18 protein-coding genes are annotated in these 13,633 nt (G+C 61.6%); all 18 read left to right on the top strand.

All coding sequences use genetic code 11. The annotated features are described in order from the left end of the window. Positions 1 to 63 precede the first annotated feature (63 nt). The 18 genes from HDEN_RS05480 (at position 64) to HDEN_RS05565 (ending at position 13,633) form a co-directional block, all read left to right on the top strand. A complete protein-coding gene (locus HDEN_RS05480; protein ID WP_041921562.1) occupies positions 64 to 480 on the top strand; it encodes a hypothetical protein in 417 nt (138 codons plus the stop codon). Further along, positions 398 to 1,900, top strand: coding sequence for a DNA-packaging protein (locus tag HDEN_RS05485; RefSeq protein WP_013215134.1), 1,503 nt, complete (start codon positions 398 to 400; stop codon positions 1,898 to 1,900). The genes HDEN_RS05480 and HDEN_RS05485 overlap by 83 nt, the downstream gene beginning before the upstream one ends. A 184-nt stretch (positions 1,901 to 2,084) precedes the next feature. Next, positions 2,085 to 4,112: a phage portal protein gene (locus HDEN_RS05490; protein WP_013215135.1), complete on the top strand. Its 2,028-nt coding sequence runs from the start codon at positions 2,085 to 2,087 to the stop codon at positions 4,110 to 4,112. Positions 4,113 to 4,121: 9 nt separating this feature from the next. Next, positions 4,122 to 4,523 carry a hypothetical protein gene (locus HDEN_RS05495; RefSeq protein WP_041921563.1) on the top strand — a complete coding sequence of 134 codons (402 nt, stop codon included), beginning with the start codon at positions 4,122 to 4,124 and terminating at the stop codon, positions 4,521 to 4,523. Positions 4,524 to 5,342: 819 nt separating this feature from the next. Then, positions 5,343 to 5,762, top strand: a complete 420-nt coding sequence (locus HDEN_RS05505; protein ID WP_013215138.1) for a hypothetical protein — start codon at positions 5,343 to 5,345, stop codon at positions 5,760 to 5,762. A 164-nt stretch (positions 5,763 to 5,926) separates the two neighbouring features. Beyond that, positions 5,927 to 6,631, top strand: a complete 705-nt coding sequence (locus HDEN_RS05510) for an HK97 family phage prohead protease (RefSeq protein ID WP_013215139.1) — start codon at positions 5,927 to 5,929, stop codon at positions 6,629 to 6,631. Between the two features lie 173 nt (positions 6,632 to 6,804). Beyond that, the gene (locus HDEN_RS05515) at positions 6,805 to 8,046 is read left to right on the top strand and encodes a phage major capsid protein (RefSeq protein WP_013215140.1); all 1,242 of its coding nucleotides are present in this window, start codon (positions 6,805 to 6,807) and stop codon (positions 8,044 to 8,046) included. A gap of 256 nt (positions 8,047 to 8,302) precedes the next feature. Next, positions 8,303 to 8,878, top strand: coding sequence for a head-tail connector protein (locus HDEN_RS05520; RefSeq protein WP_013215141.1), 576 nt, complete (start codon positions 8,303 to 8,305; stop codon positions 8,876 to 8,878). Next, positions 8,875 to 9,207 carry a phage head closure protein gene (locus tag HDEN_RS05525; protein WP_013215142.1) on the top strand — a complete coding sequence of 111 codons (333 nt, stop codon included), beginning with the start codon at positions 8,875 to 8,877 and terminating at the stop codon, positions 9,205 to 9,207. The genes HDEN_RS05520 and HDEN_RS05525 overlap by 4 nt, the downstream gene beginning before the upstream one ends. Continuing rightward, positions 9,204 to 9,374: a hypothetical protein gene (locus HDEN_RS05530; RefSeq protein WP_013215143.1), complete on the top strand. Its 171-nt coding sequence runs from the start codon at positions 9,204 to 9,206 to the stop codon at positions 9,372 to 9,374. The genes HDEN_RS05525 and HDEN_RS05530 overlap by 4 nt, the downstream gene beginning before the upstream one ends. After that, positions 9,371 to 9,787 carry a DUF3168 domain-containing protein gene (locus HDEN_RS05535; RefSeq protein ID WP_245256737.1) on the top strand — a complete coding sequence of 139 codons (417 nt, stop codon included), beginning with the start codon at positions 9,371 to 9,373 and terminating at the stop codon, positions 9,785 to 9,787. Before HDEN_RS05530 ends, HDEN_RS05535 begins: the two co-directional genes overlap by 4 nt. A 158-nt stretch (positions 9,788 to 9,945) precedes the next feature. Continuing rightward, positions 9,946 to 10,359, top strand: a complete 414-nt coding sequence (locus HDEN_RS05540; RefSeq protein WP_013215145.1) for a phage major tail protein, TP901-1 family — start codon at positions 9,946 to 9,948, stop codon at positions 10,357 to 10,359. Positions 10,360 to 10,520: 161 nt separating this feature from the next. Continuing rightward, the gene (locus tag HDEN_RS05545; protein ID WP_013215146.1) at positions 10,521 to 10,901 is read left to right on the top strand and encodes a gene transfer agent family protein; all 381 of its coding nucleotides are present in this window, start codon (positions 10,521 to 10,523) and stop codon (positions 10,899 to 10,901) included. After that, complete coding sequence (locus HDEN_RS17915) at positions 10,901 to 11,074, top strand: phage tail assembly chaperone (RefSeq protein ID WP_013215147.1); 174 nt, start codon at positions 10,901 to 10,903, stop codon at positions 11,072 to 11,074. The genes HDEN_RS05545 and HDEN_RS17915 overlap by 1 nt, the downstream gene beginning before the upstream one ends. A 4-nt stretch (positions 11,075 to 11,078) precedes the next feature. Then, positions 11,079 to 11,672: a phage tail tape measure protein gene (locus tag HDEN_RS05550; protein WP_013215148.1), complete on the top strand. Its 594-nt coding sequence runs from the start codon at positions 11,079 to 11,081 to the stop codon at positions 11,670 to 11,672. A gap of 12 nt (positions 11,673 to 11,684) precedes the next feature. Continuing rightward, entirely contained in the window at positions 11,685 to 12,323 is a 639-nt protein-coding gene (locus HDEN_RS05555; protein WP_013215149.1) for a DUF2460 domain-containing protein, read from the top strand. Next, positions 12,320 to 13,180 carry a DUF2163 domain-containing protein gene (locus tag HDEN_RS05560; protein ID WP_013215150.1) on the top strand — a complete coding sequence of 287 codons (861 nt, stop codon included), beginning with the start codon at positions 12,320 to 12,322 and terminating at the stop codon, positions 13,178 to 13,180. Before HDEN_RS05555 ends, HDEN_RS05560 begins: the two co-directional genes overlap by 4 nt. A 3-nt stretch (positions 13,181 to 13,183) precedes the next feature. Further along, positions 13,184 to 13,633, top strand: a complete 450-nt coding sequence (locus HDEN_RS05565) for an NlpC/P60 family protein (protein WP_013215151.1) — start codon at positions 13,184 to 13,186, stop codon at positions 13,631 to 13,633.

A 13,633-nucleotide genomic window follows, 5' to 3' on the forward strand; every position in this document is an offset into this window, starting at 1 on the left:
TCACCGAAATCCTGGCCGTTGCGCCGAACGCGTTTCCCGAAATCTTCAAAAGGTGAGCAGTGCATGGCAGCGGCATCGAGCGCGCGGCGAACGACGACGCGTGTCCGCTCGAAGAAAATTGCCCCGCGCGCTGCGGCCGGCTCCCCGCAGGGGAGTCGCAGCGCGCCAGCAAAGAAGTCAAAACCTGGCGCCCTCGTGCAACGTGTCTACAACACGATCGATGGCGAACTCGAAAAACTCGAAAAGCAGAAGGGGCTCACGTCGCAGGATCGCGAGCGTGCGTCCCGGGCTCTGTCGCAGATGGTCAATGCATTGGAGAAAGCCGTTGAGATGCAACGCGAGATGACGAAGCGAAAGGCAACGGGAGGCGACGCCAAGAGCAAGGAGGCGCTGGCTCATGCGGAAGACTTACGCCGCGAAATTGCGGAACGTCTTGAACGCCTCAATCGCAAACGGACGTCTCAGCGACATTCTGAATGAGCTTTCCGCCGCCGAGCTGGAGTTCATCGCGCATGATTGGGAATTGTGGGCGCGGGACGAACAGTTGAGTCCTTTGTTGGCGCTCGGCGACTCGCGTTCCGCGAGCCGGCCGCCGAGCGCGCTCGATGATGCACGAGATTCGCCCAACAACGCCGCGCCTTGCGGCCGGCTCCGCGAAGCGGAGTCGCAAGGCGCAATCAGACAATGGCGCGTGTGGATGCTGCTTGGCGGACGCGGGTCGGGAAAGACACGCGCAGGTGCGGAGTGGATCAGAGGCCTTGCCTGCGGCGAAGAGCCAGGGCCGCGCTCGGCGGCCGGCTCGCGGAACGCGAGTCGCCGAGCGCCAACAAAAGAATCCCCGCGCATTGCGCTAGTCGGCAAGACGCTCGCAGACGTGCGCAACGTGATGATCGAAGGGCAATCGGGTTTGCTCGCGGTGCATCCGGCGCGCGAACGGCCGGTGTTCGAGCCGTCGAAGCGGCGGCTGATATGGCCGAACGGCGCGGTGGCGGAATTGTTCTCGGCGGACGAAGCGGAAGCTCTGCGCGGGCCGCAGTTCACCGCCGCCTGGTGCGACGAGCTTGCGAAATGGCGGAACGCGGAAAAGGCGTGGGACATGCTGCAGTTTGCGCTTCGTCTCGGAGATGCGCCGCGCGCCTGCGTGACGACGACGCCGCGAGCGACGAAGCTTTTGAAATCGATTATCGCGGACGAAGCGACCGTGACCGTCAATCTCGCGACGGCGGACAACGCGTTGAACCTCGCGCCGACGTTCCTCGCGGAGATGACGCGGCGTTACGCGGGCTCGGCGATCGGGCGGCAGGAATTGCTCGGCGAAATCGTCGAGGATGCGAGCGACGGCCTGTGGCGGCGGCATTGGATCGAGGAGGCGCGCGTCGATGCGGCGCCCGAGATGCAACGCGTCGTCGTGGCTGTCGATCCGCCGGTAACGGCGACGGCCGCGTCGGATGCGTGCGGAATTGTCGTTGCGGGATTGGGTGTCGACAAGCGCGCCTACGTTCTCGCCGATCGCACCGTACAGGGACGAACGCCTGAAATCTGGGCGCGTGCGGCGCTTTCCGCGTTCGACGATTACGAAGCCGACCGCATGGTCGCCGAAGTCAATCAAGGCGGAGATCTCGTCGTCTCCGTGTTGCAGCAGTTTCGACAGAATTTCCCCGTCGTCAAAGTCAGAGCGACGCGGGGAAAATGGGTTAGGGCCGAGCCGGTCGCGGCGCTCTACGCGGAAGGCCGCGTGGCGCACGTCGGCCGGCTCGACGCGCTCGAGGATCAGATGTGTACGTTTGGGTCCGACGGCACGGTCAAGGGCCGCAGCCCCGATCGCTCCGACGCGCTCGTCTGGGCAATCACGGATTTGCTGTTGAGCGACGCGCTGAAACCGACGGTGAGGATGTTGTGATCTTCTCCCTCTCCCCGCGTGCGGGGAGAGGGTTGGGGTGAGGGGCGGCGGCAAGTACTGCTCGCGAGGCTGCCCCTCACCCTGACCCTCTCCCCATGAAGAATGGGGAGAGGGAAGGTTGGTTCACTTCCTCTCTCCGCGTGCGGGGAGAGCGGACGCCTGCAGAACTTCAAAAGGACAATGCATGTCGATTTTTTCGGAGGCGCTGACGCGCTGGCTGCCGATGCATCTGCGCGCGCCAGGCAACATAGGCGGTGCGACTGGCGCTTTTGGCCGGCTCCGCGAAGCGGCGTCGGAAGGTGGCACAAAAAGTTCAGATACGTTTCGAGGTGCGACTGCGCCTTCCGGCCGGCTCCCCGGAGGGGAGTCGGAAGGCGCAAATATAAGAGAAGCAAAAGCCACCGCGACGGGTCCGCTCATTGCTTATCATAATCTCGGTGAGCCGGTGTGGGCGCCGCGTGACTACTCCGCCTTCGCACGCGAAGGCTTCATGCAGAATGCCATCGTCTATCGCTGCGTGCGCATGATAGCGGAGGCCGCCGCCTCGATCCCCTTGCTTCTCTACGAGGGCACGACGGAGATCGAGGATCATCCGCTGATCGGGCTGCTCCGGCGGCCGAGCCTCGATCACACCGGCACCGATTTTCTGGAAGCCTGGTACGGCTTCTTGCTGGTCTCGGGCAACGCCTACGTCGAAGCCGTTGCTCTCGATGGAGAGCTGCGCGAGCTGCACATTCTGCGCCCCGACCGCATGAAGGTGATCCCGGGCGTCGACGGCTGGCCAGAGGGTTACGAATACTCCGTCAACGGACGGTCTGTGCGTTTCGCCGACGATGTTGTCGAGGGCGTGCGCCCGATCCTGCATCTGAAGCTCTTTCATCCCGTCAACGATCACTACGGCATGAGCCCGATCGAGGCGGCGGCAACCGCGATCGATATTCACAACACGGCAGCGGGCTGGAACAAGGCGCTGCTCGACAACTCCGCGCGGCCGTCCGGCGCTCTCGTTTATGCCGCGTCGAACGGTCAGATGACGGACGATCAGTTTACGCGCCTGAAAAGCGAACTCGAAACGAACTTCCAGGGTGCGCGCGCAGCCGGACGTCCGTTGCTGCTCGAAGGCGGTCTCGACTGGAAGCCGTTGTCGCTGTCGCCCAAGGACATGGACTTCATCGAGGCGAAGAACGCCGCCGCGCGCGAAATCGCGCTGGCGATCGGCGTGCCGCCGATGCTGCTCGGCATTCCGGGAGACAATACGTACTCGAACTATCAGGAAGCGCAGCGCGCCTTCTGGCGTCAAACCGTTCTGCCGCTGGTGAATCGCACGGCGCGGGCGCTGGCGAACTGGCTGGCGCCGGGGTTTGAGAGACACTCGGCGTTCGGAGCCAGGGATGAGTCTTTGTTTGCGCTTGGCGACTCGCGTTCCGCGAGCCGGCCGCGAGGCACGGGCTTGTTTCTAGAGTTGAGGCCAGACCTCGACCAGATCGAAGCGCTTGCGCCTGAACGCGACGCGCTGTGGAAACGTCTGGAGGCAACAAGCTTCCTAACCGTCGACGAGAAGCGCGCCGCGGCGGGATATGATGCGCAAGCCGGCAGCGCGGGCGGATTAAAGTACAACCCCTATCATGACGAGCTTGGTCGCTTTACACACGCGGATGGTGCCACGGCACCAAGCGACGGCCAAACGCGTGTAGCACAGGCACGTCGACCTTCCTCGACTATCAGAATTGGCGGACAACCGGTCGAAGCGACCCCGGCTGAGATCATGCGTTTGTCGAACGCGACGACTGCAGCGAACGCTGCAACGGCACGGGTCCGCGAAATAGACCCGAACTGGCGTCCGTCGCCGCAGGTCTATGAAACGGTCGAAGGCGCAATATCAGCCCGCGAAGCCGAAGCGCGTCAGGCCCAGGCGCGATTTCAGGAACTTCGTAGAGATGCGATACCCAATACAAATTCATCGTGGGGCGCTAATAGATTGGGCAAGGAGCTTCGGAACAGAGGATACATATACGAGGGACCTGCGAGAAGTCCGGGCGAAGTGTACAGAAATGACGATACAAGGGAGCAAGTTCGGATAATGAGAAGACCCACAAGTGGTCCGTCTAGAAATGAAACCGCTCAGAAATTTTACAACGAAAATTATTACCGCTATCGGCCAGCAGATGATCAGCCGTGGGGCGCCGCGATAACAATACCGGATAAGCACTAGGAATTATGAGTGGACATCAAGATGCGAGAATTCGAGAAACGAATATTGTCCGAACTCGAAGAGGCGGGCCAGGAAAACTTCCCAACACTACTCAACACAATTGTCACTCCTACTGGGAATGCAAGCGAGAGAAATGAATTTCAAACTGCGCTGACCAATTTGCTGCAGAATGGGTTCATAAAAATTGGATTGGAGCGAGACGCTAACAGGCGGCTCAAAAATATGTCTGATGAGGATTCGTTTGCTCTGCTAACTCGAATCACAGAGCACCTCGTGTTTAAAACACAATCGGGACACTGGACAGGAGGCGCACGACCCTGGCCCGAAGTCGTCTATACCGAGATGGGTAAAGTCGAAGGAAGAAAAATTCTTCAGGAATTTGGCTATCAGTGGTGGCGTCAAAAAGATTAAATCCTTACTCCCAAACGCGATGCGCTCTGGAAACGCCTAGCTTTTGATTGCGCCGAGTGACTCCGCTTCGCGGAGCCGGCCGCTCGGCGCGTCAGAGGCCGCGAGCTTCCTCACCAGCGACGAGAAACGGGCTGCGGCGGGATATGATGCGCTCGGCGGCCGGCTCGCGGAACGCGAGTCGCCGAGCGCCAAATATAGAGACGACCAACCACGCGTTCCCGCAGGCCAATCCGGCGGAGGGCAGTGGACGGATGGCGGCGGGTCAGGCTCAAATGATGGTCGCGTTCGTGTGGCGCAAGCGCGCGGTGGTCGAGATCGATCACCAATCCTCGCGCGCTTTCCTGGAGCAACGCCTGCACAAGAGGCACGCTGGGCAGTTTCGGACGCATGGGCAAGAGATGCGATTGCGCGTGCTCGTCGACTCGACCCCAACTGGCGTCCGACTCCCGAGTTCTCACAAACCATCGAGGGTGAGATCCGTGCAAATGAGGCACAGGCTCGCGAAGCGGAAGCGCGGCTTCAGGAACTTCATCGAGATGCGATTCCGAATACTAATCCTGATTGGGGTGTGAATAGACTAACCAAAGAACTCTATGATCGCGGCTTCAGTCTCGATGGGCCGACACGAGCGCCTGGATTACAGTACGAAAACTCGTCTGGTGCGACCGTGCGCATAATGGAGCGGCCACGTCAGAGGTGCAGAATCGATAGTGATCAAAAACATTATAATTCGTTTTATTACCGGTATCGACCGGGTAAAGGAAAGCCAGAAGGGAGTCACATAACGATTCCAGATAAACCGCAGAAAGACTGAAAGTCATGATCGATAGCACAGAGATGAAAAAAAGAATTTTCGCCGCTCTCGAAGAAGCTGGCAATGAGCATGCGGATGCGCTTTTGAATACAGTCATCGATCCTACGGGCGATCCGACGGAGCCTGCGATGTTCGAAAGATGCCTTCGTGAACTGTTTGCAGACGGCCTGATTGTGATGGGGACGGTATGCATTCCCCGCGGGCGGGAATCTCTCACCGATGACGAGGGGTTGGCCGAGATTGGGAAAATATCGGCCCACTATAAATTCCACCCGAGCGATGGCATCTGGTTGGATTCGCGGTTTGGCGGACCGCCTTATTATCAAACGCCAGAGCCTGAGGTGATCCTCACAGATGCTGGATTTGAGAAGAGCGTCTCGGTGGTGGAGAAAATTGGTCACAATTGGTGGCGACCGAAGCGTTAAGCCTATGCCCCTCGCCCGAACGCGATGCACTCTGGAAACGCCTCTCTCTTAGTTGCGCCGAGCGACTCTCCTTCGTCGAGCCGGCCGCTCGGCGCGTTGGGAAAATCTAGGTCGCCAGCAAGGTCGAAACTCATAACATCAGTATGCAAACCGACGGAGCGCACATGCACGCGACCGAACAATTTCTGCTGCCTGCTTCGCTGTCGAAACGCAGCCGCGCCTTGCCGTTCGAGGCGAAGTCGCTCGATGACGGCGTGTTCGAGGGCTACGCCAGCCTCTTCAATCGCGAGGATCTCGGGCACGACGTCATTGCGCCGGGTGCGTTTCGCGAAAGTCTCGCGAGCCGCGGCGCCGCGCGCATCAAGATGCTGTTTCAGCACGATCCTGCCGAGCCAATCGGCGTCTGGGATGAAATCCACGAGGATGCGCGCGGTCTCTACGTACGCGGACGATTGATGACCGCCGTCTCGAAAGCGCGAGAGGTCTTGGCGCTCATGCGCGCCGGTGCACTCGACGGGCTGTCGATCGGTTTCAAGACGGTCAAGGCACGGCGCGACGCGGCGAGCGGCGTGCGGCGCCTGGAAAAGATCGATCTTTGGGAAATATCCGTCGTCACGTTTCCGATGCTGCCTGGCGCGCGCGTGCAAAGCGTGAAGACGCGGCCGTTCGCAACGGCGGCTCCGACGATGAGAGACTTCGAGCGTTGGCTTACGCGTGATGCTGGGCTGACGCGAACGGAAGCTCAGGCGGTTCTCCGCTCGGGCTTTCATGGACTGAAGGCCCTGCGGGATGCGCGCCGCTCAGTCGACGACGATGCCATGCTCGCTTCGCGGTTTCGCGAAGCTGCGCGGCTGATGCAGGTGACTTAATTTCGTCAGCCTCGAACGGACGAGCTTGCGAGGCCGCTCGAGGATCCAAGGTGAAAATCGCCGAAAGCTCAATATCGAGTCTTCGACGACTCTTGCGCTGGATCCCCGGATTTCGACACGGCTTTGCCGAGCTCATCCGAGGATGACGTAAGCTCGAACAAACAGGACATCACATGACCGATACGACTTCCCTCGAAACGAAGGGGGCGGGCGGGGAAACCGCGCGAGCCTTCGAAGAATTCCTCGAAGCCTTCGAAGCCTTCAAGGAAACCAACGATCAACGTCTCTCGGAGATCGAGCAGCGCGGCGCGTCCGATGCACTCGTCGCCGAGAAGCTTGCGCGGATCGAAGAGACGCTCGACACGACGAAGCGCGTTGCCGATAACCTGGCGCTGAAGTCGGCACGTCCGCATCTGGCCGGAAGCCGCGCAACACCGGCATCCGAACTTGCGCACAAAGCTGCGTTCGACGGCTACGTTCGCCGCGGCGACGCTTCGCGCATCGCGCGGATCGAGGAGAAGGCGCTGTCGGCGGGTTCTGCGCCCGACGGAGGCTATCTCGTCCCGGCCGAAACGGAAGCTGCCGTCAATCGCGCGCTGAAAGCGATCTCGCCGATGCGCGCGATCTCCGGGCTGCGTCAGGTTTCGGGCTCCGTTTACAACCGTCCGTTCGCAACGACTGGCGTCGGCACCGGCTGGGTCGCGGAAACCGCCTCACGCACGCAAACCACGACGCCGACGCTCGCCAACCTGCAGTTCCCGACGATGGAGCTTTATGCGATGCCCGCCGCATCGCAGTCGCTGCTCGACGACACGATCGTCAACATCGACGAGTGGCTGGCGGAAGAAGTCCGCATTGCCTTCGCGGAGCAGGAAGGCACGGCTTTTGTCACGGGTGACGGCACGAACAAGCCGAAAGGCTTCCTGGCCTACGATACCGTCGCCAACGCCTCGTGGGCGTGGGGCAAGCTCGGGTTCGTCGCGACGGGCGCGGCGGGGGCATTCCCTGCAGTTGCTCCGGGCGACAAGCTGCTCGATCTCATCTACGCGACGAAGGCGCCATATCGCGCCAACGGCACATTCGTCATGAGCCGTTCGACGGTCGGGGCGGTGCGCAAGCTGAAAGACGGCGACGGCAATTATCTCTGGCAGCCGGCGAACGCACCAGGCGAATGGCCGTCGCTGATGGGCTATCCCGTTGCCGAAAGCGAGGACATGCCCGCCATCGATAGCAATTCGTTGTCGATCGCGTTCGGTGATTTCTCGCGCGGCTATCTGATCGTCGATCGCGCGGGCATTCGCGTGCTGCGCGATCCCTACAGCGCCAAGCCGTACGTGCTCTTCTATACGACGAAGCGTGTCGGCGGCGGCGTGCAGGACTTCGACGCGATCAAGCTCCTGAAGTTCGCGGAGTAAGCGTCGCTCGTCATCCTCGGCCGAGCGCATGCGACCTCGCAGGCTCGGCCGTTCGAGGATGACGTCCATCCCAATTCCTCGCGGGTTCCCCTCCCGCCTGCGCGGAATGTGTGCGGGGTCATCGCAAAACGGTGATCCCGCATTTTTGTTTGCGCGTTGCGACTCCGCTTCGCGGAGCCGGCCGCAACGCGCGGTCGCGCCCGGCGGCCGGCTCGCGGAACGCGAGTCGCCGGGCGCCAACAAATAAGGAAATGCAATGTCTCTCGTGATGACGAGTCCGCCGGCGGTTGAACCGGTGACGGTTGCCGAAGCCAAGGCGCACATGCGCATCGATACCGATGTCGAAGATATCCTGATCGGCAGCCTCGTTCTGACGTCGCGGCTACACATCGAGACGGCGTTGTCGCTGGCGCTCATCACGCAGTCATGGAAATTCACGCTCGATCGCTGGCCGCAGTCGCGCGAGATCGAGCTGCCACTGGCGCCGTTGCGCTCCGTCGGAGGTGTTCGCGTCATCGACGCGTCCGGGAATGCGACGACCGTTTCGGATCAGAGCTATCTCGTCGATCTCGCATCGCGGCCGCCGCGTCTCATCTGGAACAACAGCGTGCCGCCGCTGCCAGGGCGCGCCGCGAAGGGCATCGAGATCGACTTGACGGCGGGTTTCGGCGATAGCGCGGCGAGCGTTCCTGCGCCGCTGAAGCACGCCATTCTGATGCTGACCGCGCATTGGTACGAACACCGCGATCCGCGCGAGATCGGGCAAGACGGCGCGCGCATTCCAGATGCCATCAGCGACCTCATCACTCCGTTTCGAACGATCCGGCTATGAAAGCACCAGTCAGAGCCGGTGATCTCCGGCATCGCATCGTTATCGAACGGCCGGAGCGAACGAGCGATGGCGCCGGGGGCTCGACGACGGAATGGACGCCCATCGCGGAAGTCTGGGCCGCGATCTGGTCGCGGAGCGCGGACGAGAATTTCACACTCGATCGCGTCGCGGGAACGGCGACGCACGACGTTTGGATCCGCCATCGCGGCGACGTCCGGCCCGAGATGCGCATCCGTTTCGGTGTTCGCATCTTCGACATTCTCGGTGTGATCGATGTCGAGGATCGCGGCGCGTGGTTGAAGTGTCCGGTGGAGGAGCGTGATTTATGAAAATGAGCGTCAGTATCGGTGGAATTGGGACGTCGGCGGCGCGCATGCGGGCCTTGGCGCTCGTGCGCGACGCGATCGCCAAGCGCGAGGCGGAAGCTCAAGGCGAAAGGCGCGCAAGCTCCGGCAGTCAAAACGACGATCAGCATCAACACACGCGAGGCAAATGATGTCGAGTGCAGGCTTTGCGCTTCAGAAGGCGATCTTCGAGAAACTCACGAGTGACGCGCCGACGCTAGCGGCGCTCGGCGGTCCGCGCATTTATGATGACGCGCCGGCGCGCACGGAGTTTCCGTTCGTGACGTTTGGGCAATCGTCCGAGCGCGATTGGTCCACGGGAAGCGATGACGGTTACGAACATCTGGTGACGCTGCACGTCTGGTCGCGGGCGCGTGGCAGGCGGGAAGCGGAGCAAGTGATCGCGGCTGCGCGTGCGGCATTGCACGATCAGGACCTGTCGCTCTCAGGGCATCGGCTGATCAATTTGCGACATGAGTTTTCCGAAGCTCGTCGCGACAGCGACGGCGAAACATTTCACGGCATCGCACGCTTTCGCGCCGTGACGGAAGTCGAAGCGGCGTAAGAAATATTGCGTCTTCGACGTGTCTTGCGCTGGATCCCCGAACGCACTCGCAAGCTCGTTGCGTTCGAGGATGACGGAAGTTCGATCACTAAGTCCGTGCCCGGCGTCCGGCTCGCGGAACGCGAGTCGCCGGGCACAAAACAAAAGAGTCCCCCAACATGGCAGCACAAAAAGGCAAGGACCTTCTTCTGAAGGTCGATACGACCGGCGCGGGCGTTTACATGACGGTCGCCGGACTTCGCGCGCGCAGTCTTTCGATCAGCGCCGAGACGGTCGAGATCACCAACACCGAAAGCGCGGGGCAGTGGCGTGAGCTTCTGACCGGCGCGGGCGTGAAGTCGGCGCGGATCACGGGCTCGGGTGTGTTCAAGGACGGCGCGTCCGATGCGACGATCCGCGATTACGCGTTCAACGGCACGATCCGCGACTGGCAGATCATCGTTCCGGATTTCGGAACGATCGAGGGCGCGTTTCAGATCACGGCGCTGGAATTCAGCGGACGTCACGATGCTGAAGTGACGTTCGATATTTCGCTCGAAAGCGCGGGTGCGCTGACGTTTGCGGCGGCGTAGCGTCCTCGTCATCCTCGAACGCAACGAGCTTGCGAGTGCGTTCGGGGATCCAGCACAAAACTTGTCGAAGACGCAGTATCGAGCTTTCGGCACTTTTGTGCTGGATCCCCGGCTTTCGCTGTCGCTCGGCCGAGGATGACGAATGAAATGGAAGAACGATCATGGCCAATAAACATCGCGGTGAGATCGAGGCGCGACTGGATGGTTCGACCGTCAAGCTCGTGCTGACGCTCGGTGCGCTTGCGGAGCTCGAAGACGCGTTCGGCGATAGCGACATGCTGGCGCTCGCGGCGCGCTTCGAGACGGGTCGTCTCTCAGCGCGCGATTGTGTGCGTGTCATCGCGGCAGGGCTTAGAGGCGCGGGACACAGCGCGAGCGATGCCGATGTCGCGGCGATGAAGTGCGAGGCCGGTGCGGCAGGTTACGTCGACATCGTCGCACGTCTTCTGACAGCGACGTTCGGCGGCGGAAACGCCGAGGTGCAAAACACAACAGCGGAGGCGAGCGGGGAAGCGCGCGACCCTTTCGCTGGGACCTTGTGATGGAAACGGGATTGGGTGTGCTCGGACTTGCACCCGCCGTCTTCTGGTCCCTCACGCCACGCGAACTGCAGGCCATCCTGCGCGGAAAATTCGGAGTTTCGAGCGAAGGAGCAGCGCCGACCCGCGTGCAGCTCGATGCCTTGATGCGGCAATACCCAGACAGGGAGGCATGAAACGATGCCGTTGACCGACGAGCAACAGCTCGAGACGTGGAACGTCAAAATTATCGCCGATACGAGCGAACTCGAGACGAGCCTGGCGACGACGAGCCGCCTTGGACAGCAGTTTTCAAACCGGCTTGCGTCGGCGTTTGGCGATATTGCCATCAAAGGCAAGAACGTCGGCGATGTCTTCAAGTCGCTGGCGCTGAACATTTCCAATCTCGCATTGAAGGCGGCATTGCAGCCCCTGACTGCGGGGCTTGCCTCGATGTTTCAGGGCGTGATCAGCGGTGCGATGCCGTTTGCGAAAGGCGGCGTCATTCAGAATGGCACGCCGGTTCCGTTCGCGAGCGGCGGGGTCATCGCGAGCCCAATTACATTTCCGCTCGCAGGTGGCACCTCGGGCCTCGCGGGCGAAAAAGGTCCGGAAGCGATCATGCCGCTGACGCGCGGCCCGGATGGACGTCTTGGCGTCGCCGCATCTGGCGGCGGCGGTCAGAACATCACGATCAATATTTCAACGCCGGATGCGGCGAGCTTCAACCGCTCGCAGACGCAGATTGCGGCGATGATTGCACGCGCCGCCGCGAATGGTCAGCGCAACCTCTAGAGAAGTGATCTCATGTCGTTTCATGACGTCAGATTTCCGACGGCGATCTCGCGCAATGCGCAAGGCGGACCGGAGCGACGCACCGATGTCGTTGTGCTGGGCTCCGGATACGAAGAGCGCAACAGCCGCTGGGCCGATAGCCGTCGCAGCTATAATGCGGGCTACGGAGCCAAGTCGCTCGACGATCTGCATCAGATCATCGCGTTCTTCGAGGAACGGCGCGGCCGGCTGCACGCGTTTCGCTGGCGCGATCCGATGGATTGGAAATCGTGCGCGCCGAACGCGAGTGTGTCGCCGCTCGATCAGGATCTCGGCAGTGGCGACGGAGCGAAGACAGAGTTTCAGCTGCGCAGAATATATGGAACTGCGTTTGCTCCGTGGGCGCGCGATATCAAAAAGCCGGTTGCGAATACGGTGAGCATCGCCGTCGCGGGTGTCGAGCGTGTGAGCGGGACGGACTTCGCAGTCGATCCATCCACCGGCGTCGTGACGTTTCTCGCAGGACACATCCCCGCTGCGGGACAAAGCGTGACGGCGGGATTCGAATTCGACGTGCCTGTGCGTTTTGACACCGACAAGCTGGAAATCAATCTCTCCGGGTTCACGTCGGGCGCTATTCCGAATATTCCGATTGTGGAGGTGCGTTTATGAAAGCGCTTTCTCCGGAGTTCACTGCGCACCTCGCGTCGGGAGCGACCAGGCTCTGCTGGTGCTGGCGCATCGCGCGCCGCGACGGCGTCGTGATGGGGTTCACCGATCACGACAAGACGTTGACGTTCGACGGCACGACGTATGAGGCAGCGAGCGGCTTCACCGCAAGCGACATCAAGGACGGCCTTGGCCTCGCCGTCGACAACCTGGAAGTGTCGGGCGCGCTGTCGTCGGCGACGTTGACGGACGCCGATCTCGCGGCGGGGCGCTATGACGATGCGCGCGTCGAAATCCATCGCGTCAACTGGAACGACACGAGTCAGCGCGTGCTGATGCGTTCGGGAAGCATCGGCGAAGTGCGTCGCAGCGGAACGAGCTTTGCGGCGGAGCTGCGCGGTCTCGCCCATTATCTGCAGCAGCCGAAGGGCCGGCTTTTGCAGCTGACGTGCGACGCCGATCTCGGGGACGCGCGCTGCAAGGTCGATCTCTCGTCGCCAGCCTATTGCGGTACGGGAACAGTTGTTTCGGCGGCTTCGGCGCGTCGCTTCACCGTGTCGGGGCTCGGGAGTTTCGCAAGCGGATTTTTCGCGCGCGGGCTTTTGACGTTCACATCTGGCGCGTCGGACGGATTGAAGATCGAAGTCAAATCGCATGCGAAGCTCGCAGGCGCCGATGCCATCGAGCTGTGGACGGACGCCGAAGGCATCCCTGCCGCGGGCGACCACTTCATTGTCACCGCCGGATGCGACAAGCGTGTCGAGACGTGCAAAGCGCGCTTTGCGAACGTGATCAATTTTCGCGGCTTTCCGTCGATGCCGGGCAACAAATTCCTGACGCAGGTCGGACGCCGGAGCTGATCGATGCAAGCAAGAGCGACGCGCGCAGGCATCGTCGAGGCGGCGCGCCTCTGGATCGGCACGCCTTATCATCATCAGGCGAGCGTCCGTTGCATCGGAACGGATTGCCTCGGCCTCGTGCGCGGAGTCTGGCGCGATGTCTACGGGTTGGATGCGGAGATGCCGCCCGCCTACAGTCGCGACTGGGCGGAAGCCGGCGGCGAGGAAACGATGCTCGCTGCCGCGGCGCGGCATCTCGAAAAAATTGAAGCGCCGGAACTCGCTCCGGGCGATGTCGTCGTGTTTCGGCTGCGTGCAGGCGTCGTTGCGAAGCATGCGGCCATCGTCGCCAGCGCTTTGACGATGATCCACGCGATGGAAGGTGCGTCGGTCTGCGAAGTGTCGTTTTCGCACTGGTGGCGACGGCGCGTGGCCGGTGCGTTCCGGTTTCCAGATTTGAACGAAGGATGTTGA

Source organism: Hyphomicrobium denitrificans ATCC 51888, assembly GCF_000143145.1.
In the GTDB taxonomy this organism is placed as follows: domain Bacteria; phylum Pseudomonadota; class Alphaproteobacteria; order Rhizobiales; family Hyphomicrobiaceae; genus Hyphomicrobium_B; species Hyphomicrobium_B denitrificans.